This is a genomic window from Synechococcus sp. A10-1-5-1 (assembly GCF_023115425.1).
Lineage (GTDB): Bacteria > Cyanobacteriota > Cyanobacteriia > PCC-6307 > Cyanobiaceae > Vulcanococcus.
This window is the reverse complement of record NZ_CP096032.1, coordinates 1,817,144-1,842,308: the sequence shown is the minus strand read 5'-3', so window position 1 is coordinate 1,842,308 and position 25,165 is coordinate 1,817,144. Positions and strand designations below refer to the sequence as shown.

Annotated in this window: 27 protein-coding genes and 1 pseudogene; 12 read left to right on the top strand and 16 right to left on the bottom strand. The window is 64.1% G+C overall.

The window, feature by feature from the left end; all coding sequences use genetic code 11:
• Positions 1 to 40 precede the first annotated feature (40 nt).
• From MY494_RS09875 to MY494_RS09860, 4 genes and pseudogenes are all read left to right on the top strand, one after another.
• A pseudogene (locus tag MY494_RS09875) lies at positions 41 to 1,641 on the top strand (NAD(P)H-quinone oxidoreductase subunit 4).
• A gap of 105 nt (positions 1,642 to 1,746) precedes the next feature.
• Positions 1,747 to 2,106: a LapA family protein gene (locus tag MY494_RS09870; RefSeq protein WP_247910077.1), complete on the top strand. Its 360-nt coding sequence runs from the start codon at positions 1,747 to 1,749 to the stop codon at positions 2,104 to 2,106.
• A 122-nt stretch (positions 2,107 to 2,228) separates the two neighbouring features.
• Positions 2,229 to 3,116, top strand: a complete 888-nt coding sequence (locus tag MY494_RS09865) for a segregation/condensation protein A (protein WP_247910076.1) — start codon at positions 2,229 to 2,231, stop codon at positions 3,114 to 3,116.
• A gap of 22 nt (positions 3,117 to 3,138) precedes the next feature.
• A complete protein-coding gene (locus MY494_RS09860) occupies positions 3,139 to 4,320 on the top strand; it encodes an NDP-sugar synthase (protein WP_247910075.1) in 1,182 nt (393 codons plus the stop codon).
• Here the strand turns inward: MY494_RS09860 and MY494_RS09855 are convergent.
• On the bottom strand, positions 4,304 to 5,188 hold the full coding sequence (locus tag MY494_RS09855; RefSeq protein ID WP_247910074.1) for a methylenetetrahydrofolate reductase: 885 nt from the start codon (positions 5,186 to 5,188) through the stop codon (positions 4,304 to 4,306). The two genes, MY494_RS09860 and MY494_RS09855, sit on opposite strands and share 17 nt — an antisense overlap.
• Before the next feature lie 93 nt (positions 5,189 to 5,281).
• Between MY494_RS09855 and MY494_RS09850 the strand changes: the two genes are divergently transcribed.
• Positions 5,282 to 5,551: a response regulator transcription factor gene (locus MY494_RS09850; protein ID WP_247910073.1), complete on the top strand. Its 270-nt coding sequence runs from the start codon at positions 5,282 to 5,284 to the stop codon at positions 5,549 to 5,551.
• Between the two features lie 182 nt (positions 5,552 to 5,733).
• Here MY494_RS09850 and MY494_RS09845 read toward each other — a convergent pair whose 3' ends face one another.
• From MY494_RS09845 to MY494_RS09805, 9 genes are all read right to left on the bottom strand, one after another.
• The gene (locus tag MY494_RS09845; RefSeq protein ID WP_247910072.1) at positions 5,734 to 6,246 is read right to left on the bottom strand and encodes a CYTH domain-containing protein; all 513 of its coding nucleotides are present in this window, start codon (positions 6,244 to 6,246) and stop codon (positions 5,734 to 5,736) included.
• A gap of 9 nt (positions 6,247 to 6,255) precedes the next feature.
• Positions 6,256 to 7,167, bottom strand: coding sequence for an NAD(+) kinase (locus MY494_RS09840; RefSeq protein WP_247910071.1), 912 nt, complete (start codon positions 7,165 to 7,167; stop codon positions 6,256 to 6,258).
• A gap of 28 nt (positions 7,168 to 7,195) precedes the next feature.
• On the bottom strand, positions 7,196 to 7,525 hold the full coding sequence (gene nuoK / locus MY494_RS09835) for an NADH-quinone oxidoreductase subunit NuoK (protein WP_247910070.1): 330 nt from the start codon (positions 7,523 to 7,525) through the stop codon (positions 7,196 to 7,198).
• Entirely contained in the window at positions 7,525 to 8,124 is a 600-nt protein-coding gene (locus MY494_RS09830; protein ID WP_247910069.1) for an NADH-quinone oxidoreductase subunit J, read from the bottom strand. Before MY494_RS09830 ends, nuoK begins: the two co-directional genes overlap by 1 nt.
• Complete coding sequence (gene ndhI, locus MY494_RS09825; RefSeq protein ID WP_247910068.1) at positions 8,124 to 8,720, bottom strand: NAD(P)H-quinone oxidoreductase subunit I; 597 nt, start codon at positions 8,718 to 8,720, stop codon at positions 8,124 to 8,126. The genes MY494_RS09830 and ndhI overlap by 1 nt, the downstream gene beginning before the upstream one ends.
• Positions 8,721 to 8,796: 76 nt before the next feature.
• Positions 8,797 to 9,915 carry an NADH-quinone oxidoreductase subunit NuoH gene (nuoH, locus tag MY494_RS09820; protein WP_247912017.1) on the bottom strand — a complete coding sequence of 373 codons (1,119 nt, stop codon included), beginning with the start codon at positions 9,913 to 9,915 and terminating at the stop codon, positions 8,797 to 8,799.
• A 65-nt stretch (positions 9,916 to 9,980) separates the two neighbouring features.
• The gene (locus MY494_RS09815) at positions 9,981 to 11,141 is read right to left on the bottom strand and encodes a citrate synthase (RefSeq protein WP_247910067.1); all 1,161 of its coding nucleotides are present in this window, start codon (positions 11,139 to 11,141) and stop codon (positions 9,981 to 9,983) included.
• 26 nt (positions 11,142 to 11,167) lie between these two features.
• Entirely contained in the window at positions 11,168 to 11,728 is a 561-nt protein-coding gene (sixA, locus tag MY494_RS09810; RefSeq protein WP_247910066.1) for a phosphohistidine phosphatase SixA, read from the bottom strand.
• Between the two features lie 2 nt (positions 11,729 to 11,730).
• Positions 11,731 to 13,329: a DUF3352 domain-containing protein gene (locus MY494_RS09805; RefSeq protein WP_247910065.1), complete on the bottom strand. Its 1,599-nt coding sequence runs from the start codon at positions 13,327 to 13,329 to the stop codon at positions 11,731 to 11,733.
• Between the two features lie 80 nt (positions 13,330 to 13,409).
• Here MY494_RS09805 and MY494_RS09800 point away from each other — a divergent pair, with 80 nt between their 5' ends.
• From MY494_RS09800 to MY494_RS09790, 3 genes are read left to right on the top strand one after another with little or no spacing between them, the layout of a single operon-like run.
• Positions 13,410 to 13,754 carry a rhodanese-like domain-containing protein gene (locus MY494_RS09800; RefSeq protein WP_247910064.1) on the top strand — a complete coding sequence of 115 codons (345 nt, stop codon included), beginning with the start codon at positions 13,410 to 13,412 and terminating at the stop codon, positions 13,752 to 13,754.
• A gap of 50 nt (positions 13,755 to 13,804) precedes the next feature.
• Positions 13,805 to 15,967, top strand: coding sequence for an ATP-binding cassette domain-containing protein (locus tag MY494_RS09795; protein ID WP_247910063.1), 2,163 nt, complete (start codon positions 13,805 to 13,807; stop codon positions 15,965 to 15,967).
• Positions 15,968 to 16,005: 38 nt separating this feature from the next.
• On the top strand, positions 16,006 to 17,004 hold the full coding sequence (locus MY494_RS09790) for a heat-inducible transcriptional repressor HrcA (protein WP_247910062.1): 999 nt from the start codon (positions 16,006 to 16,008) through the stop codon (positions 17,002 to 17,004).
• A gap of 3 nt (positions 17,005 to 17,007) precedes the next feature.
• Here the strand turns inward: MY494_RS09790 and trpB are convergent, their stop codons facing one another.
• Entirely contained in the window at positions 17,008 to 18,282 is a 1,275-nt protein-coding gene (trpB, locus tag MY494_RS09785) for a tryptophan synthase subunit beta (RefSeq protein WP_247910061.1), read from the bottom strand.
• 95 nt (positions 18,283 to 18,377) lie between these two features.
• Here trpB and MY494_RS09780 point away from each other — a divergent pair, with 95 nt between their 5' ends.
• Both MY494_RS09780 and cysC read left to right on the top strand, forming a co-directional pair.
• Positions 18,378 to 18,704, top strand: a complete 327-nt coding sequence (locus tag MY494_RS09780) for a translation initiation factor (protein ID WP_247910060.1) — start codon at positions 18,378 to 18,380, stop codon at positions 18,702 to 18,704.
• Positions 18,705 to 18,757: 53 nt separating this feature from the next.
• Positions 18,758 to 19,399 carry an adenylyl-sulfate kinase gene (gene cysC / locus MY494_RS09775; RefSeq protein ID WP_247910059.1) on the top strand — a complete coding sequence of 214 codons (642 nt, stop codon included), beginning with the start codon at positions 18,758 to 18,760 and terminating at the stop codon, positions 19,397 to 19,399.
• On the opposite strand, the gene MY494_RS09770 is transcribed toward cysC, so the two are convergent.
• Together MY494_RS09770 and purE are read right to left on the bottom strand one after the other, a co-directional pair.
• Positions 19,362 to 20,459, bottom strand: a complete 1,098-nt coding sequence (locus MY494_RS09770; RefSeq protein WP_247910058.1) for an AI-2E family transporter — start codon at positions 20,457 to 20,459, stop codon at positions 19,362 to 19,364. The genes cysC and MY494_RS09770 overlap by 38 nt on opposite strands.
• Before the next feature lie 27 nt (positions 20,460 to 20,486).
• The gene (gene purE / locus MY494_RS09765) at positions 20,487 to 21,008 is read right to left on the bottom strand and encodes a 5-(carboxyamino)imidazole ribonucleotide mutase (protein ID WP_247910057.1); all 522 of its coding nucleotides are present in this window, start codon (positions 21,006 to 21,008) and stop codon (positions 20,487 to 20,489) included.
• A gap of 53 nt (positions 21,009 to 21,061) precedes the next feature.
• Between purE and MY494_RS09760 the strand changes: the two genes are divergently transcribed.
• Entirely contained in the window at positions 21,062 to 22,192 is a 1,131-nt protein-coding gene (locus MY494_RS09760; protein WP_371820721.1) for an N-acetylglucosamine-6-phosphate deacetylase, read from the top strand.
• Positions 22,193 to 22,224: 32 nt separating this feature from the next.
• A complete protein-coding gene (gene bchM / locus MY494_RS09755) occupies positions 22,225 to 22,950 on the top strand; it encodes a magnesium protoporphyrin IX methyltransferase (protein ID WP_247910055.1) in 726 nt (241 codons plus the stop codon).
• Here bchM and MY494_RS09750 read toward each other — a convergent pair.
• Genes MY494_RS09750 through MY494_RS09740 form a run of 3 tightly spaced genes read right to left on the bottom strand, consistent with a single transcriptional unit; the run spans position 22,921 to position 25,159 of the window.
• Positions 22,921 to 23,877 (bottom strand): RluA family pseudouridine synthase, encoded by a 957-nt coding sequence (locus MY494_RS09750; RefSeq protein ID WP_247910054.1) that lies wholly within the window; start codon positions 23,875 to 23,877, stop codon positions 22,921 to 22,923. The two genes, bchM and MY494_RS09750, sit on opposite strands and share 30 nt — an antisense overlap.
• Entirely contained in the window at positions 23,870 to 24,601 is a 732-nt protein-coding gene (locus MY494_RS09745) for a response regulator transcription factor (protein WP_247910053.1), read from the bottom strand. Before MY494_RS09745 ends, MY494_RS09750 begins: the two co-directional genes overlap by 8 nt.
• Before the next feature lie 9 nt (positions 24,602 to 24,610).
• Positions 24,611 to 25,159: a hypothetical protein gene (locus MY494_RS09740; RefSeq protein WP_247910052.1), complete on the bottom strand. Its 549-nt coding sequence runs from the start codon at positions 25,157 to 25,159 to the stop codon at positions 24,611 to 24,613.
• Positions 25,160 to 25,165 lie beyond the last annotated feature (6 nt).

Here is a 25,165-nt window from a genome sequence, read left to right as displayed (position 1 = left end):
TTCGCTTTCGGTGCTCCTGGACTTCGTTTCAACCCTGGCCGTGGCGACGGAACAGGCGAGCAGCACGGCATTCCCGTGGCTCAGCGCCTCGATTCTGTTCCCGATTGCAGCCGCCCTCTGCATCCCCTTCATCCCTGACAAGGGAGATGGGAAGCAGGTCCGCTGGTTCGCTCTCGGCATTGCCCTGATCACCTTCCTGCTCACCGTGGGCGGGTATCTGACGGGATACGACCCCAGCGATCCGAACCTGCAGCTGGTCGAGCGGGTGAGCTGGCTACCCGAACTGGGGTTGGCCTGGTCGGTCGGGGCCGACGGCATCTCGATGCCGCTCATCCTGCTCACCAGCTTCATCACCGCCCTAGCGGCCCTAGCGGCCTGGCCGGTGAGTTTTAAGCCGAAGCTCTTCTATTTCCTGCTCCTGGCGATGGATGGCGGTCAGATCGCCGTCTTCGCCGTTCAGGACATGCTGCTGTTCTTCCTGGCCTGGGAGCTGGAACTCATCCCGGTCTATCTGTTGATCGCCATCTGGGGCGGGAAAAAACGGCAATACGCCGCAACCAAATTCATCCTCTACACCGCTGGCAGCTCCCTGTTCATCCTCCTAGCTGGCCTGGCCATGGCCTTCTACGGCGACACCACCAGCTTTGAGTACAGCGACTTGATGGCCAAGAGCTTCCCCCTGAAGTTCCAACTCTTGGCCTATGCGGGTTTGCTCATCGCCTTCGGCGTCAAGCTGCCGATCGTGCCTCTGCACACCTGGCTACCCGATGCCCATGGCGAAGCCACAGCACCGGTGCACATGCTGCTGGCCGGGATTCTTTTGAAGATGGGTGGCTATGCCCTGCTGCGCTTCAACTGCCAGATCCTTCCCGATGGGCACGCGGTCTTTGCGCCACTGCTGGTGGTGCTGGGGGTGGTGAACATCATTTACGCCGCCCTGACCTCCTTCGCCCAACGGAACCTGAAACGAAAAATTGCCTACAGCTCCATCAGCCACATGGGCTTTGTGCTGATTGGCATTGGCAGCTTCAGCGCGTTGGGCTCCAGCGGAGCCATGCTTCAGATGATCAGCCACGGGCTGATCGGCGCCTCACTGTTCTTCCTCGTGGGAGCCACCTACGACCGCACCCACACCCTGCAGCTCGATGAGATGGGTGGTGTCGGACAAAAAATGCGCAAGATGTTTGCGCTTTGGACGGTCTGCTCCCTCGCCTCCTTGGCCCTGCCGGGCATGAGCGGCTTCGTCAGCGAACTGATGGTCTTCGTCGGTTTCGCAACGGATGACGCTTACACCCTTCCCTTCCGAGTCGCCATTGACGGCCTGGCCGCCATTGGGGTGGTCCTCTCACCCCGATCTACCTGCTCTCGATGCTGCGGGAGATCTTCTATGGCAAAGAGAAAGCGGAGCTGGTGGACCACACCAACTTGGTCGATGCAGAGCCCCGCGAGATCTACATCATTGGCTGCCTCCTGGTGCCGATCATCGGCATTGGCCTCTATCCACGCTTGATGACCGACAGCTACAAGGCCTCGATGGAAATGCTGGTGGCCAGAAACGAGAGCGCCATGAAGGCCCTGACCGCTCCTGCTGGGTCTGGATTGATTCGCCAGGCACCGCTGCAAGCCCCAGTCCTGAGCTGACGAGCGCTCGGCCATTACGAAGCGCAGCCCCTGGGGAGCTGCGCATGCAGGGCTGGCGTGATCTTCGTAATCTCAACGAAGCACAACCAGCGTCGCCTCGCAGCAATGAAGCAGCTGAACTTCCTGCTGATCTTCAGCTTTGGTTTGGCCACGGTGATGTTCACCCTGGAGAACACGGCCCCCACCACCGTGCGCTTCCTGCCCGGGTTGACCACCACCATGCCACTTGCGGCACTGCTGCTCGTGGTGGGTGGCATTGGAGCGACCGCCGCCTGGGTGTTTGCGGTCTGGACCGGGGTCGTCAAGCGGGTTGAAAGCGAGATGGATCCGGATCAGATCGAAGCCCAACAGGTGCGCATTCGCGAGCTGGAGGAAGACGTCCAGCGCTACCGCGCCACCGTCGATGCCCAGCTGGGCCTCCTCCCAGCTGCTGGGGAAAGTTCCGCCCAGGGAGAAGTGGCTTAATTCCACTTCAGCTGGCCCAAGATTCCTCGCCCAAATCCATCAAAAGAATGGGCTGACATCGCCCTGGAGCACTGGCTTAACCCGCTTCAAGCCGGTACCTTCGGCTCAGTCCGCAAGAAACCGTGGCCGAAGGTGGCGCCAGGCTTGCGATCCGGCTGTTGCAAGACGCCGCCGAGCGGGGTGATCTCGACCCCTGGGACGTCGATGTGATCGCTGTCGTCGACGGCTTTCTTGATCAACTGCGGCAACGCATTGAAGTCCCCAAACTGGTCGCTGCGCTGAACAAAGGGCGCGGTGGTAGCTACGAGCAGGATCTCGCCGAAACCAGCGAAGCGTTTTTGGCCGCCTCAGTGCTGGTGAGCCTGAAGGCAGAGGTCCTCGAAGCCCAAACCTTCCCTCCTGAACCCGAACTCGACGAAAGCTTCGACTTTGATTTCGATGCTGAAGGGCAGGGCTGGCTGTTGACCCCAGGTCTGGAGCTGCCCCGCAAACCAGAGCGTCACTTGCTGCGTCGCCCGGTCGCTCCACCTCCGCTGCAGCGCCCGGTGACCCTGGGCGAATTGATTCGGCAACTCGAAGACATTGCCGAGCGCTTGGAGCAGGAGGAGGGGCAAGTCCGCAACCGCCAGCGCAGCCGCCGCTACAGCGACCGAGCCGCCATTGAGCAGGTCGCCGCCCTGGCCCACCGCGAAAAGCTGCCGGAGACCACCGCGGCCCTCAGCCAGTTCCTGCTGCAGTGGCCTCAATCACTGGATTGGACAGGATTTGAAGGCCTGGTAGAGGCCTGGGCTGAAGTGGCACCGGAAGACCTCGACAGCGATCGGGTGGGGGTGTTTTGGGCGCTGCTGTTCCTCTGCTCCCAGGGAAAGGTGGAGCTGGAACAGGAGGGCGGATTGTTCGGTCCGCTGCAACTCAAGCGCCTACTCGATGAGCGGGAATCCGTGCAACTCCCGCTGCCATCTGAACTGGGGTCAGCTCGGGGGCCGGCTCGTGAACCCATTGCGGCCTAAGTCTTTTGCGTAGGGTGACGCCATGAAGGCGATGATCCTGGCTGCCGGCAAGGGAACCCGTGTGAGACCCATCACTCACACGATCCCGAAGCCGATGATCCCGATCCTTCAGAAACCCGTGATGGAGTTTCTGCTGGAGCTTCTGCGGGAGCATGGGTTCACCGAGATCATGGTGAATGTCTCCCACCTGGCAGAGGAGATCGAGAACTACTTCCGTGATGGCCAGCGCTTTGGCGTTGAAATTGCCTACAGCTTCGAAGGCCGAATCGAAGACGGCGAACTGATCGGCGATGCCGTTGGTTCAGCTGGCGGCTTGAAAAAAATCCAGACCTTCCAACACTTCTTCGATGACACCTTCGTGGTGCTCTGTGGAGATGCCCTGATCGACCTCGATCTCAGCGAAGCCGTCAAGCGCCACAAAGCCAAGGGTGCGATGGCGAGCTTGATCACCAAGCGCGTCCCCCGCGATCAGGTCAGTAGCTACGGCGTTGTTGTCACTGACGATGACGGTCGGGTGAAGTCCTTCCAAGAGAAACCCTCTGTGGAAGACGCCGCTAGCGACATGATCAACACCGGTATCTATATTTTTGAGCCGGAAGTTCTGGATTTTGTCCCCGAAGGTGTCCCCTTCGACATCGGCTCGGACCTCTTCCCCCAGTTGGTTGCCAATGGGGCGCCCTTCTACGCGCTCCCGATGGACTTCGAGTGGGTCGACATCGGCAAAGTGCCGGATTACTGGCAGGCCATTCGTAGCGTTCTTCAGGGCCAAGTCCGCCAAGTGCAGATCCCTGGCAAGGAGATCAAGCCCGGCATCTTTGCGGGTCTCAATGTGGCAGCCAATTGGGACAAGATCCACGTCGAAGGTCCGATCTACGTCGGCGGGATGACCAAGATCGAAGACGGCGCCACGATTATTGGCCCCGCCATGATTGGACCGAGTTGCCACATCTGCGAAGGCGCCACGATCGACAACTCGATCATCTTTGACTACTCCCGCATCGGCCCCGGCGTTCGTCTCGTAGAGAAGCTGGTTTTTGGCCGCTACTGCGTCGACCGCAACGGCGACCACTTTGACCTTCAAGAAGCAGCTCTGGATTGGCTGATCACCGACGCTCGGCGCCAGGACTACGCCAAGCCTTCGCCGCAGCAAAAAGCGATGGCCGATCTACTCGGCACTGAGCTCACCATCAGCAACGCGAGCTAAATCCCGCCCGTTCCAGGATCAGAGGAATGCGCTCCTCAGCCTTCACCGCCATCAGGTGAACCCCCTGGCAGGTCTTGGCGTAGCGACGGACTTGCTCTGCTGCAATCGTGATCCCCTCATCGGCGGGATTGCTCGCGGCGGCGAGACGATCAATGATCGCTTGAGGGATACAAGCGCCGGGAACAACGCGGTTGATGAAGGCCGCATTTTTAGCCGACTTCAGCAGAAACACGCCCGCCAACACAGGTAATCCCAAGGGCGCCGTGATCTCATCAACGAAGCGCTTCAGACAGTCCTCATCCATCACCATCTGGGTTTGGACGAAACGCGCCCCGGCTTGATGCTTGCGACGGATCCTGCTGTTCAGGCCGCTCCAGCTTGGGCTCTGCGGATCAGCGGCCGCACCGGCAAAGAGCTCCGTAGGGCCATCGGGCAGCGGACCATCCACCGGATCCTCACCGCGATTAAACGCCGCCACCTGCTGCAACAGGCGCACCGACTCCAACTCATTGACCGGCCTTGCCTGGGGTTGATCCCCTGCGCGCACCGGATCCCCAGTCAGACAAAGAATGTTTTTGATGCCTAGGGCATGGGCTCCGAGCAGATCAGCCTGTAGGCCAATGCGGTTGCGGTCACGGCAGGCTTGCTGCCAGACCGGCTCCACGCCGGCATCGAGCAAGAGCCGGCAGACCGCCAAGCTGCTCATGCGCATCACAGCGCGGCTGCCATCGGTGACATTCACCGCGTGCACCCAATCCTTCAACAGCTCAGCGTGCTCAAGGGTCCGCTTGATCTCTCCGCCACGCGGGGGCATCACCTCTGCCGTCAGGGCAAATTGGCCCGCCTCAAGCGCCTGCTGTAGCCGCAAAACAACCTTGCTTAACAGGGCCCATCATTAACCACCGCAGTCATGCCCAGACGGCAACTGCTGCCTACAGTGACGAGGCGTCTCGGGGCAAGGATGACTGATCGAAGCAGCCTCGGCCATTCCCCCATGGACCTCTCCGAGCGCGAACTTGAGATCATCCAACTGGTAGCCCAAGGACTAACCAATCAAGAGATTGGTGAGCACCTGATGATCAGCAAACGCACCGTGGACAACCACGTCAGCAACGTCTTCACCAAAACGGGCGCCAAGAACCGGGTGGCGCTCCTGAATTGGGCGATGGATCACGGCAAGATCTGCCGGGATGGCTTCAATTGCTGCAACCTGCCTGGGGACGAGGAGTAGAGCCCAATTCCACAGCAGCAAACAACGGCTCGATGCTGAAAGCCCCCTCAGCCAGGGCAAACAGCTCGGCGTAAGCAAGGCACTCGGCCTGATCCAGCCCGGAGCAACGGAACACTCCGTCTTGGTCGTAGAGGCCGAGCAAAGAAAAGCCAAATGAAATCTTGAGACAATCTTAAGGCAGCTCAGCCCTGACCTAATGCTCCCTGCCAGGGCGCCTGCTCTGTCTCGCTCCAGCGGGCAAAGGGATGACTCGCCAGAGCCGCATTGCTGAAGGTCCCAAGACCCGTGATCTCCCGCTGGCACCAATGGGGGATCTCCACAGCTTGATCGGCCTGCTCAAGCTCCACTTCGGCGATCACCAACGGCGCATTCTCCCCTTCAAAGACATCCAGAACCCAATCCCCGCCGGGTAGATCCAAGCCAAAGCGGCGCTTGATCAACTTGGCCTCGCAGCGCTCCAGCAATGCCAGGGCATCGGCACCAGGAATCGGGTACTCAAACTCCTGACGGGCGATCCCACCGGCGGGGAATTTGAGGGTCAGCCACGCCTCCTCCGTGCCAGCGAGGCGCACCCGCGAGGTCATCGCCGCCGAGGAATTCGGGAAATAGCCCTGGGCGAAATCCCGTTGCCAAGACACCACATCACGCCACTGCTGGCCTGACACCAGGAAGCGACGTTCAATCTCGAGGGCCATGGGCTCGATCTAATTCGGAGAAGGCTCAGCAGCCGTCAAACTGCCGGCCCAGTGCAACTTATGGGTCAAGGTTCGGTAATAGGAAGGGCTCTGCTCAAGCAGCACCATCAAGGCGTGATGGGGCGAACGCCGCACATCACAGCGATCCCCAGGCTCGAGCACCGCGGCAAAGGCACCGTCCTTCCAGAGGCGTACACGGCTGTTGGAGGGACCCAGCGGCCAGACCGCCAATTGCGCCCGTGGCGGGACCACCAACGGACGACTGGAAAGGCTCATCGGACAGATGGGGTTGACCACGATCGCCTCCACACCGGGATGCAAGATCGGGCCACCCGCCGCCATCGAATACCCCGTCGAACCGGTCGCGGTCGACATGATCAGGCCATCCCCTCGGAACTGATCCACGACCTCCCCGTCAATCTCTAACTCCAACACGCAGGTGGGGGTGACCTCATCGATCCCAGGCCTCAGATAGAGGTCATTCAGGGCCGTATGGACCGTGTCGCTGCTGTCGGTCCGGGCCTCGAGCATCATTCGGCGCTCGAGGGCGAAGCGATCATCCCGAAGTCGCTGCCAGAGGTCGAGAGCCCCTTCCGCTTCCTGACCATGGCCCAGAAGCTTGCGCTCCTGGGTCAAAAAGCCAAAGTGCCCGCCGACGTTGAACGAGAGGATTGGAACCCCAAGGGGTGCCAGGTGACGCGCGGCCCCAAGCACCGTTCCATCTCCGCCCAGCACCACAGCCAAATCGGGGTGGGTCCCCTCATCCGCGAGCAAACCAGGGAAGGGGTTCGCACTGGCGCCACTCATGGCCACAGCGACCTTCACACCCTGGTCCCGCAGAGTTTGGGCGCAACGCCGGGCTTGGCGCAGAGCAGCCTGGCTGGCGGCTCGATGGATCAACCAAACGGTCTCAAGGCGCATAAGCCAGCTGTGCTTGAGCCCAGCCTGCCTACCAGCGCAGCAAGTTGAAACGCTCCATATCAACCGTTTCACGGTTCCGATACAGAGACAGAAGGATCGCCAAGCCGACGGCAGCCTCAGCAGCGGCCACGGTGATCACAAAAATCGCGAAGACCTGACCGCGAATCAGCTGACCATCGAGGTAGTTGGAGAACGCCATCAGATTGATGTTCACCGCATTGAGCATCAGCTCAATGCTCATCAGCACCCGCACGGCGTTGCGGCTGTTGATCAGTCCCCAAACACCTGTGCAAAACAGGATCGCGGCCAGTGCGAGGTAGCCCTGGAGGGGAACGGTGGTGGGCAGCTCGATGGTCATCAGTTGGTTTTCTCCAGGAGCAGGGGCGTGCGGGATTTCTCGATCAGACCTTGGTCGGCCGGTTCACCGGTGACCACATCGGTGGTGAAGACATCCCGGCGTGCCAAAACAATGGCGCCGATCATCGCCATCAACAGCAGAACCGAAGCCAGCTCAAACGGCAGCAGGTAGTCGCTGAAGAGGTGTTCGCCAATGCGAATCGTGGCCTCCTCACCGATGGGCGTCGGACCAGGCAGGGCCCAGGGGGTGGTGAAGGCAACCCGGAGGAGCAAAACGAACAAGCCCCCGCAGACGGCTCCGGAGAGCAGACGACGCACTGCCAGGCCAGGGATCGCTGCTAGATCCTCCTGTTTGTTCACGAGCATGATCGCGAACAGGATCAGGACGTTGACCGCGCCGACATAGACCAGCACCTGCGCTGCCGCCACGAAGCTGGCATTCAGCAGGAGATAAAGGCCGGCCACCGAGAGGAAGACACCGCCCAGCAGGAAGGCTGAGTAGACGATGCTCGGGAGCAACACGACGCCCAGGGCTCCGATCGCGACCGCGGCCGAGAGCAGGACAAAGCAGATGAACTGCGTAGAGGAAGCGATCGTCATTAGTCGTTCTCCTCTTTCGGCAAGGTCTCGAGGACATCTGCGGGAAGTTTGCCGGCCCGCGGGCGATTGGGGTCAACGCCATGGGGATCCATTTCCCCTTTCGGCAGATAGGCCAGCTCCCGCAGGGGCAAGACCGCTGGATCGCTGGTCACGCTGGTGGGAAGACGCCCTAAGGCGACGTTGTCGTAGTTCAGGCTGTGGCGATCAAAGGCGGCCAACTCGTACTCCTCGGTCATCGAGAGGCAGTTGGTCGGGCAGTACTCCACGCAGTTCCCACAAAAGATGCACACCCCGAAGTCAATGGAGTAGTTGCGGAGCTCCTTCTTCTTCGTGGCCTTGTTCATGACCCAATCCACCACCGGCAGGTTGATCGGGCAGACGCGCACACACACCTCACAGGCAATGCACTTGTCGAACTCGTAGTGGATTCGGCCGCGGTAGCGCTCCGACGGGATCAGTTTTTCGTAGGGGTACTGAACCGTGATCGGCCTGCGGCGCAGGTGGTCAAAGGTGACCGAAAGCCCCTGGGTGAGGTAGTTGGCTGCACCCACCGCGTCGCGGGTGTAGTCACCGACTTTCTTGAGGAACCCGAACATGGAGTGGTGGGAAGAGGCGGTTGCGCCGGCACCATGATGGCCTGGCGCCCTGGCAAAGGGGGTAAGCGGAAGGGAATTAGCCGCCGAAGAAGGCCGGGAAAGCCAGCTTGAGGCCAGCCGTCACCAGCAAATTGACCAGGGCGACCGGCAGCAAGAACTTCCAACCGAGGTCCAGCAGCTGGTCAATGCGCACCCGGGGAACGCTCCAGCGCAGCAGGATTGCGAAGAAGACCAGCAGGTAGGCCTTCAGCACGGTCATCACAATGCCTGTCGTCGCGGTGATCACCTGCACCAGGGGAGCATCGATCGGTTGGCCGGTCAGATTCACCACCCACTCCACCGGGAGAGGGAAGCCCCAGCCACCCAGATAGAGCACCGCCACCAGCAGGGCGGAGAGCACCAGGTTGATGTAGCTGCCCAGGTAGAAGAGGGCAAACTTCATGCCGGCGTACTCCGTCTGGTAGCCGGCGACCAACTCCTCTTCAGCCTCTGGCAAGTCGAAGGGAAGGCGCTCACACTCCGCCAGGGCGCAGATCCAGAAGATCACAAAGCCCACGGGCTGGCGCCAGATATTCCAGCTGAGGATTCCCGCGCCGGTCTGCTGGTTGACGATGTCAACGGTGCTCAGGGAGTTGCTCATCATCACCACGGCCAGCACAGCCAAGGCCAGGGGGATCTCATAGGAGATCGACTGGGCTGCCGCGCGCAGGCCACCCAGGAGGGAGTACTTGTTGTTGGAGGCGTAACCGGCCATCAGCAGACCGATGGGCTGGATGCTGCTGAGGGAGATCCAGAGGAAGATCCCCACCCCAACGTTGCTGATCAGCAGGTGCTGGCCGAAGGGCACCACCAGCCAGCTCAGGATGACCGGCACCAGCACCAGCACCGGGCCCAAGGTGAAGAGCAAGCCATCGGCCCGAGCCGGAATGATGTCTTCTTTGAAAAGGAGCTTCAGGCCATCGGCCAGGGGCTGAAGGATGCCCAGGGCACCGGCATATTCGGGGCCAATGCGCTGCTGGACGGCCGCTGAAATTTTGCGTTCCAGCCAGACGTTCACCAGAACGCCCACGACGGCGGCCACCAAGACCACCAGCATCGGCAGGGGAAGCCAGAGCAGGTGAGCCATCCCCGGCGACAAGCCGAAGCCCTGCAAGACGTCGGTGAAGCTGGCCTCGAGGTCGAGGCCGGCACTCACGACAGCGGGATTGGCGATCACCATGGGTGGTCTCTTGATGGGTGCAACTTAGGCCGCCGCAGCCCTTAACGGCCTTCGATCGGCTGCCAATCGCGACCGGTCGAGCCGGTGTAGATCTGTGTGGGGCGGTAGATGCGGTTGGCCCCCAGCTGTTCTTTCCAGTGGGCCAACCAACCTGCGGTGCGTGCGATCGCGAAGATCGGAGTGAACAGATCCTGGGGGATCCCCAGCTTCCGGTACACCAGCCCGGAATAGAAGTCGACGTTGGGATAGATCCCTTTGGGACCCAGCCGCTCAGCGGCAACAGCCTCCAACTCCCGCGCCAGGTCGTAAAGGGGATCGTGGCCGAACTGATCGAAGAGCTCCTCCGCCTGTTTCTGCAGGATCACGGCCCGGGGGTCCTTGACCTTGTACTCGCGATGGCCGAAACCCATGATCTTGCGCTTCTCCGCAATGGCCTGATCCAGCCAGGGCCGCACCTGGTCAGCTGAGCCAATGGTTTCGAGCATCGCCAGGACGTCTTCGTTGGCACCGCCATGGAGGGGGCCCGCCAGGGTTCCCACGGCCGACGCCACCACGGCGTAGGGGTCGGTCAGGGTGCTGGCCGTCACCCGCGCACTGAAGGTGCTGGCGTTGAGGCTGTGCTCGGCGTGAAGTATCAAGCAGGCATCAAAAATGCGCGCCGCCAGGGGGTCAGGCTCACGCTCGGTGAGCATGTAGAGGAAGTTGGCCGCATAGGGCAGGTCATCCCGGGGCTGAATCGGATCCTGACCTTTGCGGATCAACTGGAACGCCGCCACCATCGTGGGGATCTTGGCGATCAGGCGCACCACCGCTGAATAGATGTATTCAGGGTTGTCGAGGGCGCGGCGCGAATAAAAGAGACCCAGGGAGGCCGCACTGCTCTGCAGCGCATCCATCGGATGGCCACTGGCCGGGAAGCACTTCATCATGTCCCGGATCCGGAAGCTGACCCGGCGGTGCATCTGCACCTCCTGCTCAAAGGCCGCCAGCTGCTCCGCGTCGGGAAGCTCACCCCAGATCAGCAGATAGGTGGTCTCAAGGAACGTGCTCTGCCGGGCCAGCTCATCAACCCGGTAACCGCGATAGGTCAGCAGTCCCTTCTGGCCGTCGATATCGCACACCGCCGATTGCGTCGCAGGCACCCCCTCCAGACCCGGGCGATACACCGGAGTCGCTGCTGTTGGGGTTGCCTCCTCAGCCATGGGATCGGGGTCGCGTCAACGGCAACCTAAGGCGCGCCCTCGCTTCGGGACTGTCGGCGACCAAGCAGCACCCGCGGCGGCAAGACCATCTCCAAACGCGCCGATCCCAGCAACTCCCCCCCCGGCGCGGTGGCCCACTGCAACAGCAATGCCCCCGCTTTCTTCAGCCGGATCGCCTGGGGCGCCCGGGCCATGGGCACGCCAATCAACAGGGCTGCCAAGGTGCTCAGGTCGGGTTCATGGCCCACCAGGGCCAAGCGTTTCCAACCGGGTCTAGGGGACAGGGGACCGAGCCAGCGTTCAAGTAATGGCAAGGGGTCGGCCAGGGGCGCCAAGGCCGCCGCCAGCTCCAATTCAGGCGCCAACCCGGCGCTGACGATCAATTCGGCGGTCTGGCGGGCCCGCACCAGTGGACTGCTGAGCACCAGGTCACAGGGCAACTCCAACTCCAGCAACCGCTCCACCTGATGGCGCGTGCGCTCACGCCCCTCCGGAGTCAGGCTGCGCTGGGCGTCATCCACCCCCTCACTGCGGTCCTCCGCGATGCCGTGCCGGACCAACAGCAGCTCACATTTGCGGCTCGCCATGGTCAGGAGTGCAGTTGCAGCAAAGCCCGCAGCCGAAGGCTTCGTTGGTCGGGGGCATCGGGCTCGAGGCTCAGCGCGGCCCCGTCCACCATCGGGGTGAGCGACGAGCTGGAGAGCGTCCCGATCAGACGCCAGGGCGTCCAGTGGCTCAGCAAGCCCTGGGCCGCCTGGCCATCCATCGACCACTGGAAGGGGGCCTGGGGCGCACCCAAGAGCTCCAGTTGATCAAGGCGCTCCTGGGGGGAACGACGCCCTTCATGCTGCTGATTCAGGATCGCCAGACCTTGTCCCCACCAGGCGATGCCTCCTTGGCTCGCGCGGGCGCCAGCCAACTGGGCTTGGAGCTGGTCGGGATTGCCTTTCACCGGCTTCGACTCCAGCCGGGTCCAGGCCTGGAGGGTTTGCCCCTGGCTCTCTAGCGGGGAAGCGCTGTAGCCATCAGCCTCCAGCGCCGGCTGCAGGTTTTCCGCAGCAGGACGATCAGCGCGGGTGCCCAGCAACCAGCCCTCGTTCTGGTGGGCCCATAGGAGGGGCCCCGAATCCGCCGCGGCCACCAAGGCCGGCAGGGGACCGTTTTCCTTGTTCAGCGCCTGGCTCAGGGCCGGACCCAGCAGGTTGCTCCAGCCATTGGCGGCATCAGCGCCGAGCAACGCAGCAGGGTTTATCAGCAGGGCCAGGCTGTCGGCACCAACCTGCACCTGACGCAGCAGATCACTGTTCACAGGGCCCAGGCTGGGTAGGGCATCCCGCAGCTGGGCCAGGCCATCCACCTGGAGACCGGATCCCTGGGGGGCCAGGGCCAGCACCAACTCCACCGCCGCCGACTGGTCCCCATCAGCGCCAACCGGCAAACCGAGCCACTGCTCCATTGCTTCAGGGCGGGCCGTCAGCAAAGCCACACCCTCTCCCAGCCGTTTGACGGCCTTTTGCAGAGGAGCACTGGCCGCTTGATTCAGTTCATCGATTTGGGAGACATCGAGGGCCTGCTCCAACACACCGCGACCTGAGGCGATCAGCACCAGATCGTCATTGATCAGTGCCGTAGCCAAGGGTTGGGGGTCCTGCCCCAACAGCGCCCCGCGGCCGCTGATCAAGCCCATGCCGCGATAGCTGGTGATCTGCAGATCGGTACCCGCCAGGCTGCGGGTCTGCCAGAACCGCTGCAGGAAACGCCGGGCCCCTTCGTTGTCACGGCTGCGCAGGGCCAACACCCAACCGGGAGACTCCCCGCTTCCGGGAGGGGTGAGCAAGGCAAAGCTGCTCTCATCCCCAAGCCAAGGGGACAGCTCCGAGGCGTAGTCCAGGCCCGCCGCGGCAAAGGCCCCATCGCGCAGGCGATCGGCGGCCGCTGCGGCCTGACGGCGCTGACGGGGTGGGGCGACGGCCCGGGCGTAGGCGGCGGGCTGATCCGGACCCACCAACCAATGCAGGCTCAAGGGCGCCGTACGGGGGACAAAGCGCGCCGCCAGCGGCAAGGACAAGGCCTGCTGTTGTAACGCGAGCGGACTGCGCTGCAGCAGCAACCACCAACCCGCAAAGCCAAAGCTCAGCATCGCCAACGCCACCGCCAGCAGTGCCGCCAAGAAGGGGCGGGCCTTCATGCGTTGCTTACAGGATTGGCCTCATCTTTATGCATCGAGGCGATCTTTGGCACCCCCGTCACCGCCGGTAGGGTGCCTGGATGGCTGGACCCACAAGCGTTAGCGCCACAGAACTCAAGCGTCGTCTGGACGCCGGAGAAACGCTGCAACTGGTGGATGTGCGGGAAGCCATGGAGCTGGATCTCGCGCGGCTCCAGCAACCCGTGATCCATCTCCCCTTGAGCCAATCGGAGGCCTGGATCGATCAGATCTCGAGCTTGATCAACCGGGATTCACCGGTGGTCGTGCTCTGCCATGCCGGGATTCGCAGCTGGCAATTTGCCTGCTGGCTGATGGAGGCCCAGGGCTACGAGCAGGTCTTGAACCTGCAGGGCGGCATCGATGCCTGGAGCGTCTCGGCCGACCCCAGCGTGCCCCGCTACTAAGCGGTCAAAACCGCAGCTGCTTGCTATCGGTTGGCTGGTTGAGCCGGCCGATGTTTCCGCTGCTGCTGCCCCTCAGACTGTGGCGCCACTTCGGCAACCAACGGCTGAAGGCGGTCCTGGCCATCCTCACGGTCCTGCCAGACCCGCTGCTGATGGTGGGCATCCCAGTGCTGCTGCAGCTGGTCATCGACCAGGTGATTGATCAAGCCAGCAGTGGCCCACCGGTGGCGGTGCTCCTGCTGCTGCCCTGCGCTTGGCTCCTGGTGGCGGTGGCCTGCAACGGTCTGTCCATCAAGTTGTTTGCCGCCCTGGGAAGCCAACTGGGAACGGGCTTTCGCCAGCGGCTCTTCGGGCATCTGCTGGAGCAAGCCAACCCCAGCGACGGCAGCGCTGAAGGGAGCGAACAGGGCTTACTAGCCCTTCAGATCCCAACGTTGGAGAACGCCGTCGTCACGCAGCTGCCCCTCTTCACCTGGACGGTCGCTCAGCTGTTCATCGGCGTCCTGCTGCTGTTCACCAGCGATTGGCGTCTCGCCCTGGTGGCGGTGGTCCTCACCCCGTTGCTGTTGGTGAGCCAGGTGGCCTTCACCCCAGCTCTGGCCAGGCGGGAAGAGGCCCGGGTCGAGCAAGCGGGCCTACTGCTCAGCTACGCCAGCGAGCGCCTACGCAGCCGAGAGCTAGTGGATCTCTTTGGGCTTCGCAGCACCACCCGCTCGGAATTCAATCGGCGCAACCGGAATCTGATGCGCTGGGCCCAGCGGGTCGGCGCGATGTCAGGCCTCCAACAGGCCGCCCTGACCGCCTCCGCCATGCTCACGTTGGTGAGCGTGTTTGCCCTGGGCACCTGGTTGGTGCTGGAACAGCAGCTCACGGTTGGGCAACTGGTCTCCGCCCTGGGGATCGCCACGGCGATGGTCAGTGGCATGTGGCAATTGGGCGCCTCCCTGCTGCCGTTGCAGGCCGCCACGACGGCCTTGAATCTGCTCGAGGAGCAGCTGCCCAAAGCGAAGCGGTCGCAGGCGGTGACCCGGGGGATGGAGCCGAGCCCGCCTGCCCTGCGGGAGCAACTGGCGATTGAGCACGTGCAGTTCCGCTACCCAGGCGGTGGAGGGCTCAACCAGCTCAACCTGACCATTCCCGCCAACAGCTCCCTCGCCCTGGTCGGCCCCAGCGGAGGGGGGAAAAGCACCGTGCTGCGGCTACTGCTGCGGCAGATCGAGCCGCAGCAGGGTTGCCTGCTGGTCGATGGGGTTCCTCTTGGCAACACCGACCGGGGCCAGTGGCTCGAGGAAGTGGCCTTGGTGCCCCAGGAGACGGTCCTTTTCGATCTCTCCATCGCCGACAACATCCGCCTGGGCCGCCTTGATGCCTCCGATCAGGAGGTTCAAGAGGCGGCCATGGCCGCCGAACTGGGGGACCTGATCCATACCCTGCCGGACGGATTGCAGACCCCGGTCGGGCCCGGCGGCGGTCGCCTCTCTGGCGGCCAAAAGCAACGGATCGCCATCGCCCGGGCGATCGTCCGCAACCCACGGCTACTGCTGCTGGATGAGGCCACCAGCGCCCTCGACCCCAACACTGAAGAAGCAATCAACACGACCCTGCGGAAGCTAAGCGACGGCCGCACGGTGGTCTCCGTCCTGCACCGACTGCGGGCCGCTGCGGCGATGGATCAGATCGCAGTCATCGATCGCGGCCAGGTGGTGGAGCTGGGTCACCACAACGATCTGCTGGCCGCCGGAGGGCTCTATGCCTCCTTCTGGCACCGCCAGATGAGCGGCTTCAACCTGGAGCTAGGGCAACGGGTCCGGATCACACCCGAGCGCCTGGCCACCATCCCCTTGTTCCACGGGGTCGACCCCAAGTTGCTGGTCTGGCTGGCCTCGGAATTCGTCAGCGATCGGATCCGCCACGGCGAGGAGGTGTTCCGCGAAGGAGACGCCCCCGATGCCTTCTATGTGGTGGTGGCTGGCACCTTGGAGGTGCTTCAAAACGACCTCTGGGGAGGGATTCCGATCAAACAGGGGCTGGTGGAAGAAGGGGATTTCTTCGGCGACGCGGGCCTAATCGACGACCAACCCAGGGCCGTCACGGTCCGCGCCCGCGGGGATGGCCTACTGCTGCGGCTCGACCGGGATCGTTTCCTGGATCTGCTCGATCAGGACCCGGACTACCGCCGCTTTTTCCTGCATTCAGCCCGCGCCAGCGTTTAGGCCCCGTAGCATCGGCTCTGAGGCCCGATTGCACCGTTTTGCAGCCCCTGCCCCGCCGGCAAAAGGAGGTGCTTCAAGCGACGGTGCAGCACTACGTCGACACCACGGAGCCCGTGGGTAGCCAAACCCTGGTGCGTCGCTTTGGCCTGAAGGCCAGCCCCGCCACGGTGCGCTCAGCCATGGGCGCGCTGGAGCAGCGCGGACTGCTCACCCAACCCCACACCTCCGCCGGCCGCGTCCCCAGCCAACTGGGGTATCGCCACTACGTGGACTGCCTGTTGCCCGCGCCGGGGGCCGCCGCCGGTCAACTCAACCGTGAACTCACGGGCCTCAGTCTTCAGTGGGCGGCCTTCGATGACCTGCTGCTGCAGCTCGCCCGCCGCCTGGCCGACCTCACCGGCTTGATGAGCCTGATTACCCGGCCCCAGGAGCTGGGCGGAAGTCTGGAGACCGTGCGCCTGGTCCCCAGCAACGATCGGCTGCTGGTGCTGTTGGTGGAAAAGGGAGCAGCCGCCAGCTGCCTCAACCTGCGAATGCCCAAAGAACTGGGCACCCAGGTCCCAGCCCTGGAGCGCTGGGCCAGCGATCAACTCCAAGGGGGATCAGGCCGCCTGAATTGGAAGGCGCTCCCTAGCCAACTGGGCAGCAGCGGAGAACTACTGCGGCAAGGTCTGAGCAGCCACAGCCTGGCCAGAGGGGGTAGCAACGAAGGGGCGGTCAGCCTCGGGGTGGCGGGGCTGCTCGGGCAGCCGGAATTCCAAAGCAGCTCCAGCCTGAAACCCCTCCTGCAGCTGGTGGAGCTGGAGCCCCAACAAGTCCTACAAAGCGAAGCCGCCCATGACAAAGGCGGTGTCTGGATTGGCTCGGAACATCCCCATCCCGCCCTGCAGCACTGCGCCGTGGTGCAAGCCAGCTACGGCAACCGCAGCGGCGCCTCCGGCCACGTTGCCCTGATCGGTCCGATGCGGATGGCCTACTCCACCGCTCGATCAGCGGTGGAGGGCGTAGCGGGTTACCTCGATCGACTGCTCAGCTGAGCCCTAGCCGCCGAGGGCACTTCCCAGGCGATCCGCGACCGTGTTGACATCCTTGTCGCCGCGGCCGGAGAGGTTGAGGACGACCTCGGTGCCTGGAGCCAAAGTGGGGCAGAGCTTATCGAGCCAAGCGAAGGCGTGGGCAGTCTCTAAGGCCGGAATGATCCCCTCGAGCTGGCACAGCAGCTGGAGGGCATCAAGGGCTTCAGCGTCCGTCACCGCGCCGTACTCAGCCCGGCCGATGGTCTTGAGGTAGCTGTGCTCGGGTCCCACCCCGGGGTAATCCAGACCGGCGCTGATGGAGTGCGCCTCCTGCACCTGCCCCTCGTTGTCTTGCAGCAGCAGGCTCATGGCCCCATGCAGCACGCCAACACGGCCTTCGGTGATGGTGGCGGCATGGCGTCCAGTCGGGACGCCATCACCGGCGGCTTCCACGCCGATCAGGCGGACGTTGGTGTCGGGAACGAAGGAATGGAACAGGCCCATGGCGTTGGAGCCACCGCCGACACAGGCCACCAGGACATCGGGGTTGCGGCCAAAGGCCTCGTGACACTGGCGCTTGGTTTCCTCTCCGATCACGGCATGGAAATCACGCACCAGCATCGGGAACGGATGGGGGCCAGCAACCGAGCCCAGGATGTAGTGAGTCGTCTCCACATTGGTGACCCAATCTCGGATCGCCTCACTGGTGGCGTCCTTCAGGGTGGCGGTGCCAGCGGTCACGGGCTGAACCGTGGCCCCAAGCAAGCGCATACGGAAGACATTCAGGGCCTGCCGGCGCATGTCCTCGGCGCCCATGTAGACGACGCACTCGAGGCCAAAGCGGGCGCAGACGGTGGCGGTGGCCACGCCGTGCTGACCCGCACCGGTTTCAGCAATGATCCGCTTTTTGCCCATCCGCAGCGCCAACAGCGCCTGCCCCAAGGCGTTGTTGATCTTGTGGGCACCGGTGTGGTTGAGGTCTTCGCGCTTCAACCAAATGCGAGGGCCCCCGTCGGCGCGGCGGTAGTGCTCGCTCAGCCGCTCCGCTTCATAGAGGGGGTTGGGGCGGCCGACGTAGTTGCGCAGAAGATGGTTGAGCCGCTCGGTAAAGGCGGGATCCTTCCAGGCTTCGGCGGCGGCCCGCTCCAGTTCCGCCAGGGCGGGAATCAGGGTCTCGGGAACGTACTGACCACCGAACTGGCCATAGCGACCCAAGCTGTTGGGCCTGGACTCCAGTGCCAGTTCTGCCGGGTCGGGGGCGCCCTGGGCCGACGTCATCGAAGGAGCGGTGCTGGTCACCAGGAGCGCGCGGATTCGGCTCAGGTTAGGAACTGGCGGTGGTGACAGGACTGGCCTGCGTTGCGCTGAACTGGAACCGACGCAGATCCAAAGCGATGCCGAAGGGTGGCTGGCAAGAATTCACGCGGCCTGAAAGCCTGCAACGGGCCAGTAGTGCCCCAGCGGAATCCAGCCCCAAGGCCCAGCAACGGGTGCGGGTGCAACGCACCAAGGCCGGCAAGGGCGGAAAGATGGTGACCGCCATCACCGGGGTTGAGGCAGCCGAGAGCGATCTCAAAGCCCTGCTGAAACAGCTCAAGGCGGCCGCAGGCACCGGCGGGACCGTCAAGGACGGGGTAATCGAACTGCAGGGCGATCAAGTCGCCGCGGCCCTGGCTGCCCTGGAGAAGGCGGGCTACCGGCCCAAACAAGCCGGCGGCTAGGAGCTGGAACCGCTGGCGGGGAGAATGGCCCGACGTCGCTCCCCAGGCCCGCCATGACCGCATCTCCCACCTACGGAGAGCTCACCAACAAGGGCGCCTCCACCAACATCGCCTGGCACCACGCCTCGGTCGATCGGGCCGCCCGGGCTGAGCAGCGGGGTCATCGCAGCGCCATCCTCTGGTTCACCGGCCTCAGTGGCTCCGGCAAAAGCACCCTCGCCAATGCGGTGAACCAGGCGCTGTTTGAACGCGGCCTGGCCTGCTACGTACTGGACGGTGACAACATCCGCCACGGGCTTTGCAAGGACCTGGGCTTCTCCGATGCGGATCGCGAGGAGAACATCCGCCGCATCGGTGAAGTGAGCAAGCTGTTTCTCGATGCCGGCGTGGTCGTGTTGACCGCCTTTGTCTCCCCCTTCAAGGCCGACCGTGACCGGGCTCGGGCCCTGGTGGAGAACGGCGATTTTGTGGAGATCCACTGCGCCGCTGACCTGAGCGTCTGCGAAGAGCGGGATACCAAAGGGCTCTACGCCAAGGCCCGTGCTGGCGAGATCAAGGAATTCACCGGGATCTCAAGCCCCTACGAAGCCCCCGAGAAGCCTGAACTGCGGGTGGACACCGGCAGCCAAAGCCTGGAGGCCTGCGTGGAGTTGGTGATCAACCACCTGCGCGAAGCGGGCGTGATTCCTCAGTGATCCCATCGGGGGCGGGCTGCTGCCCCCAGGCATCCAGAAAGGTTTTCAAACAGCTGGCCACCGGGACTGCCAGCAGCAACCCCAATAGATCGCCAAAGCCCATCAAGCTGCCCACACGGGCCCCGATCGGCAGTGAAACCAGCAGCCAGGCGGGCTGGAGGCCAACGATGCTGCCCATCAAACGCGGCTGGATCACCTGATCCACCACCTGACCGACGCTGATGGCCGCCGCCAAGACCTCCAGGCCGGTGCGTGGATCATCCAAGGCCAGCAGCACGCTGACCAAGACAATCGTCACTGCACTGGCGTAGGGCACGAGGGTGGTGAACCCAATCGCCACGGCGAAGAGCACCCCATAGGGAATCCCCAGCAGGGTGAAGACCACGATCTGCAAGGCGCTGAGGATCAACGCCAACAACACCTGCCCGGCGAAGTAACCCCGGAAGGTGCGATTCAAGGTGCCGGTGACCAACTCCCGGGTGCCCTCGGGCAGCCAGCGGGCCAATCCCGCCACGATCGGATCCCCGCCCAGCAAGAGGAACAGGGCCAACACAGCCACGATCACGACGTTGACCGTGAGCCCCACGGTGGCGCCCAAGATCCCCAGGGCCCGTTGGCTGAGTTGGCTCGCCAGCTGACTGGCCCGGGCAAAGAGGGTGCTGCTCAGATCCGTGAATTCCGTGGGCAGTGCCCGATCGGCGGCCCAGACCTCCAGGCGATCCAGCAGGCCCTCAGCCTCCACCAACCAAGACGGCAAAGCATTGATCAGCTCTCCGAGTTGCTCAATCAGCCGCGGGACCAGCCAGAGGGCGGCCAAGACCAGCAGGGTCAAGGACAGACCCACCACCAACAGGACCGCCAAACCCCGCGGCAGCCCGCGACGGGCCAACCACCGGGTGGGGAGGTCCAGCAAAAAGGCGATGAGCGCAGCCCCGACGAACAGGGCCGGGAAGGGAGCCAGCGGCAAGAGCAACTGCCGCAGAACCCAGAGGTTCAACGCCAAAAGAGGCAGCGCCAGGCTCAGGCGCAACCAGGGCGGAAGAACCAGACGCTCAAGCATGGGTCACCCCAACATCGCCCCAACCGATCACATCTGTGTCAAGTAAGCGGCACTGCCCAGCTCCAGCAAGCGGGCATCCTTCGCCGCCACCTGATCATGGAGGGACTGGCGATACTCCGCCAAGCGGGCCGACAGGGCCCCATCGGCCGTGGCCAAGATCTGAGCCGCCAGCAGGCCCGCATTGGCCCCATTGCCAATCGCCACGGTGGCGACCGGAATGCCTGCAGGCATCTGCACGATCGAGTGGAGGGAATCCACTCCGGAGAGGGCCCTGGTCTGGACCGGGACGCCGATGACCGGCAACACCGTCAGGGAGGCGACCATGCCGGGTAAGTGGGCGGCCCCGCCAGCCCCAGCAATGATCACTTTGAAGCCGCGACCAGCGGCAGCTTGGGCGAAGTCCACCATCTCCAAGGGTGTCCGGTGGGCCGAAAGCACCCGGACCTCGGTCGCCACCCCAAGGCGGTTCAGCATCTCGACGGCGGGCTGCATGGTGGGCAGGTCGGAGTCACTCCCCATCACCACAGCCACCAGCGCAGCGTCAGACATCGGCACGTTTCGGCTTTCGCAGCGAGGATGACATGGTTCCGTTCTCGCATCGAATGCGCTGGCTGAGCCACGTTCGCCTACCTGGAGAGCCAGGGCTCTGGCGCATCGGGCTGGCCCACGAGCGAATCGCCACCACCCAGCCCATGCCCCAGGGCAGTGCCGCCGCGGGTGAGAACTGGCATGGCGACTGGCTCAGCCCCGCCGGCATCGACTGGCAAATCAACGGTGGCTTGGGACTCGCCTTTCCCGAGCTACAGCCGAGCGATCTCCCCCAACTGCTGGAGCTACTGGAGCTGCTCTGGCGTGATGGGGTCGAGGCGATCAGCCCCACCCTGGTCACCTGCGCCCTCTCGCCGCTACGCCAAGCCCTAGAGGTGCTGCGCCAAGCGCGCCTCCAACACCGGAGCGGCCGCTGCCGCCTGTTGGGTGCACACCTCGAGGGCCCCTTTCTCGCCCATGGCAAACGCGGTGCTCACCCGGCCGAACACCTGGCCTCGCCGAGCCTGGAGGCTTTGAATCAGCGTATCGGCGGCTTTGAAGCGGAGATCGCGCTGGTGACCCTGGCGCCGGAATTGCCGGGGGCCGAAGCGGTGATCGGCGCCCTGCGCGATCGAGGAATCCTGGTCAGCCTGGGGCACAGCGAGGCCACGGCGGAGCAGGCCAGTCGCGCCTTCGAGCGGGGGGTGGGGATGCTGACCCACAGCTTCAACGCAATGGCAGGACTGCATCACCGCAGTCCTGGACCCATTGGCGCGGCGGTACGGCGGGGCGACATCGCCCTCGGCTTAATCGCCGATGGCGTCCATGTGGATCCGACCATGGCGGTGCTGCTGCAGCGGCTCGCACCCGAGCAGGTGGTGCTGGTCAGCGATGCCCTAGCCCCCTATGGCCTGGCCGACGGGCTGCACCGCTGGGATGACCGCACGCTGATCGTCGAGCAGGGGAGTTGCCGGCTCGAGGACGGCACCTTGGCTGGGGTCACCCTGCCGCTGCTCGAGGGGGTCAAACGGCTGGCCCGTTGGAGCGGTGAGCCGGATCGGGCCATCGCCGCGGCCACCGTCCTGCCCCGGCGCCTCTTGGGTGGGGCGACCCGGGTGCAACAGCAACTCCAAGGGCTGCCCATCGGCGAAACCCTGCGTTGGAGTGGGCCCAGTGCCGACCTGCGCTGGATCCGGGCCGCCTGAATAGGATCCGCCCCATCTCCCCCCTCCGCCGAATGCCCGCCGATCAGCTCCTCAACGACAAGGCCGCGGAAAAGCAGGCCGAGAAGCAAGAGGTGAAGGGCTACTTCGAAACCACCGGTTTCGATCGCTGGAACCGCATCTACAGCGAGTCCAGTGACGTCAACAAGGTGCAGCGGAACATCCGCATCGGCCACCAGAAGACCGTCGACAACGTGCTGGCTTGGCTCCAGGAGCAGGGGAACCTGGGCGGCCGCAGCTTCTGTGATGCCGGCTGTGGCGTCGGCAGCCTCACGTTGCCCCTGGCCCAACTGGGGGCCGGCTCCATTGCCGCCTCAGACCTCTCGGAGGCCATGGTCAATGAAGCGGAGCGCCGGGCCAATGAAGCTGGGATCGCCCCTGGCCGCGTCAGCTACCTGGCCTCTGACCTGGAGAGCCTGAGCGGTCGCTACGAGACCGTGGTCTGCCTGGATGTCTTCATCCACTACCCCCAGGAACCAGCCGAGGAGATGGTTCGCCACCTCGCCTCCATGGCCGAGAAGCACCTGATCGTCAGCTTCGCTCCCTACACCCCGGTCCTGGCCGTGCTCAAAAAGATCGGCCAGCTCTTCCCCGGTCCAAGCAAGACCACCCGCGCCTACACCCTTCGCGAGAAGGGCATCGTCCAGGCCGCTGAAAAGGCAGGCTTCGTGCTCAAGCGCCGCAGCCTGAACAAGGCCCCCTTCTACTTCTCACGGCTGCTGGCCTTCGAGAAGGCCTGAGGGCAGGGGCGCCTCGAGGGAAAGCCCCTCCGGCTCCAGACTGAGTCGGTGGGCATGGAGCTGGTAGCCGCCAGCTCCGGGAAGCACCTCAGCGCGCGCCTCTCCCCCCGGCAGATAGAGGGGATCCCCCAGCAGAGGAGATCCGATGGCGGCCGTGTGAATCCTGATCTGGTGGGGCCGTCCCGTGGCGATCTCCACCTCCACCAAGCAGCGACCCGGCTGGCGCTCGAGCAAGGTCAAGGCGCTGCGGGAGGCCAGGGCGCACGCATCACCGGCCAAGGCCGCGCACCACAACTGCCCCAGCAGGGGGTGGGGCCGCAAACCAATCGGGGTCTCGATCGGGCGGGTCTCCCCCAGCCCCCAATCGGCCGGCAACGGTTCGGTCAACGCCCGGTAGACCTTCAGGCAGCCCCGACGGACAGTGACATCTGCGGTGCTCTCCCGCAGGCGCGCGCTCAGGTTGGCGCGGGTTGAGCGCTGCCGCGCGCAGACCAACACCCCGGAGGTGAATCGCCCCAGGCGATGCACGGGCCGGGCCTTCGGGGCCCAGGACCGCAGCTGCGTCAGCAGCGTGTGCTCCAAGAAGCCCCCGGCGGGCAACACCGGCAGACCGCTGGGTTTGTTCAGCACCAGCAGATCGCCGTCATCAAAGACGACCGCGTGCTGGCTCAGCACCGGCACGGCGGCCTCCTCCCAGGGGGGCCGATGCCAGAGCAGTTGATCCCCGGCGGCCAACGCCACATCGGCCCGGAGCTGTTGGCCGTTGCACCAGATCTCACCGGCGGCCAGACGCTCCCTCCAGACCGATGGATCGGAATGGACATAGCGCTCGGCGTAGTAGCCAACCGTGCTGGCAGCGGCCGCCTGGACCCGGTCCCGGTAGCGGTGACCGCTGTTCAGGGCCGCCGGCAGCCAGTCCTTACTCAACCAGGCCGTTTTCCAAGGCGTAGCGCACCAATTCCGTGCGACTCGCGGTGCCGGTCTTGGTGAACAGCCGGCTGACGTACTTCTCGACGTTGCGGATCGAGGTCTCCAGGCGCCGAGCGATCTCTTTGTTCATCATTCCCTCCGCCACCAGTTGCAGCACCGAGGCTTCCCGGGGGGTGAACTCGTGCTTCACCGCCGCGGTCGGCTGCTTACTGCCACCGGTGGCCAGTAGGGAGCGGATCTCGGTGATCTGCTTCGCCATCTGGCCGATGTCGGCATCGGCAAAGCGGGCGGCTTCGGTCAGCAGCCGTTCCTGGCGCTTGACCACGTTGTGCACCCGCGCCACCAGTTCATCGGGGTCGAAGGGCTTGGGGATGTAGTCGTCGCAGCCGGCCTGAAAGCCCTCGATGCGATCGGCCGTCATCCCCTTGGCCGTCAAAAAAATCACGGGCGTGCCGCCCAGGCGCTCGTCCTCGCGGAGTTTCCGCAGCAGGCCATAGCCATCCAGGCGGGGCATCATCACGTCACTGATCACCACATCCGGCAACAACTCCTGGGCCTTGGCCCAGCCGTCCTCACCATCGACGGCCGTTGTCACCGCAAACCCCTCGTCTTCGAGGTAGGCCTGTACAGCGGTGCGCAACCCCGGTTCGTCATCCACCAGCAGCAAGCGCGCTGGAGCCGCTGGCGTGACGTCGGGCTGGGTGTCGGATTCGAGGCTCATCGGCGCAATCTATCGAGGGTTTCCAGGCAGCACCTGCTGCTGCTCAATCAGCTGGCCGGAGTAACCCAACTGCCTGGCCAAGGCCTGGAGGGTGGCGGGGTCTTTGCCGGCCTGGTCCGGGAAACAGGCGGCCCACCAGATCTTGTGATCCATGCGGTTGGCTTCAGTGACCTGCCCCCCGGGGTTGAGCTCCTTGATCAAGAGCGCATTGCCGCGCTTGGTCAGGCGCATCGGCGCACTGGCACTGCAGCGCAGGTTGTCGACAGCCAGCTCAACCCCCGTCGGCGATTCCACCCAGACAACGATCGACCGGGCCGTGGCGTCGCCTGGATCAGGCTTAACCCCATGTACCCCGATCAGGTGCATGCCCTCGATCGTTCCCCATTCCCGCAACACCACCAGATCAGCGGGCCGCTGCTCAGAAGGCTTGAAAAAAACGCCATCGCGGACCTCCTGAGCCCGGGCGCCAAGCCCGAGGGCGGCGGAACCCAGCAGCAACGACAGGAGTGCAATACGACGGCCCATGGCGCCCGAGAACGGCAGCATGGTTGCCAGCATGGGTGT

Coding starts and splice junctions, on each gene's coding strand:
- purE (WP_247910057.1), bottom strand. CDS start 21,008: ATGTCTGACGCTGCGCTGGTGGCTGTGGTGATGGGGAGTGACTCCGAC.
- MY494_RS09805 (WP_247910065.1), bottom strand. CDS start 13,329: ATGAAGGCCCGCCCCTTCTTGGCGGCACTGCTGGCGGTGGCGTTGGCG.
- MY494_RS09745 (WP_247910053.1), bottom strand. CDS start 24,601: ATGAGCCTCGAATCCGACACCCAGCCCGACGTCACGCCAGCGGCTCCA.
- nuoK (WP_247910070.1), bottom strand. CDS start 7,525: ATGACCATCGAGCTGCCCACCACCGTTCCCCTCCAGGGCTACCTCGCA.
- MY494_RS09850 (WP_247910073.1), top strand. CDS start 5,282: ATGACTGATCGAAGCAGCCTCGGCCATTCCCCCATGGACCTCTCCGAG.
- ndhI (WP_247910068.1), bottom strand. CDS start 8,720: ATGTTCGGGTTCCTCAAGAAAGTCGGTGACTACACCCGCGACGCGGTG.
- MY494_RS09860 (WP_247910075.1), top strand. CDS start 3,139: ATGAAGGCGATGATCCTGGCTGCCGGCAAGGGAACCCGTGTGAGACCC.
- MY494_RS09845 (WP_247910072.1), bottom strand. CDS start 6,246: ATGGCCCTCGAGATTGAACGTCGCTTCCTGGTGTCAGGCCAGCAGTGG.
- cysC (WP_247910059.1), top strand. CDS start 18,758: ATGACCGCATCTCCCACCTACGGAGAGCTCACCAACAAGGGCGCCTCC.
- MY494_RS09830 (WP_247910069.1), bottom strand. CDS start 8,124: ATGACGATCGCTTCCTCTACGCAGTTCATCTGCTTTGTCCTGCTCTCG.
- MY494_RS09840 (WP_247910071.1), bottom strand. CDS start 7,167: ATGCGCCTTGAGACCGTTTGGTTGATCCATCGAGCCGCCAGCCAGGCT.
- MY494_RS09800 (WP_247910064.1), top strand. CDS start 13,410: ATGGCTGGACCCACAAGCGTTAGCGCCACAGAACTCAAGCGTCGTCTG.
- MY494_RS09815 (WP_247910067.1), bottom strand. CDS start 11,141: ATGGCTGAGGAGGCAACCCCAACAGCAGCGACTCCGGTGTATCGCCCG.
- MY494_RS09760 (WP_371820721.1), top strand. CDS start 21,062: ATGCGCTGGCTGAGCCACGTTCGCCTACCTGGAGAGCCAGGGCTCTGG.
- sixA (WP_247910066.1), bottom strand. CDS start 11,728: ATGGCGAGCCGCAAATGTGAGCTGCTGTTGGTCCGGCACGGCATCGCG.
- MY494_RS09780 (WP_247910060.1), top strand. CDS start 18,378: ATGCCGAAGGGTGGCTGGCAAGAATTCACGCGGCCTGAAAGCCTGCAA.
- MY494_RS09870 (WP_247910077.1), top strand. CDS start 1,747: ATGAAGCAGCTGAACTTCCTGCTGATCTTCAGCTTTGGTTTGGCCACG.
- MY494_RS09770 (WP_247910058.1), bottom strand. CDS start 20,459: ATGCTTGAGCGTCTGGTTCTTCCGCCCTGGTTGCGCCTGAGCCTGGCG.
- MY494_RS09795 (WP_247910063.1), top strand. CDS start 13,805: ATGTTTCCGCTGCTGCTGCCCCTCAGACTGTGGCGCCACTTCGGCAAC.
- bchM (WP_247910055.1), top strand. CDS start 22,225: ATGCCCGCCGATCAGCTCCTCAACGACAAGGCCGCGGAAAAGCAGGCC.
- MY494_RS09740 (WP_247910052.1), bottom strand. CDS start 25,159: ATGCTGGCAACCATGCTGCCGTTCTCGGGCGCCATGGGCCGTCGTATT.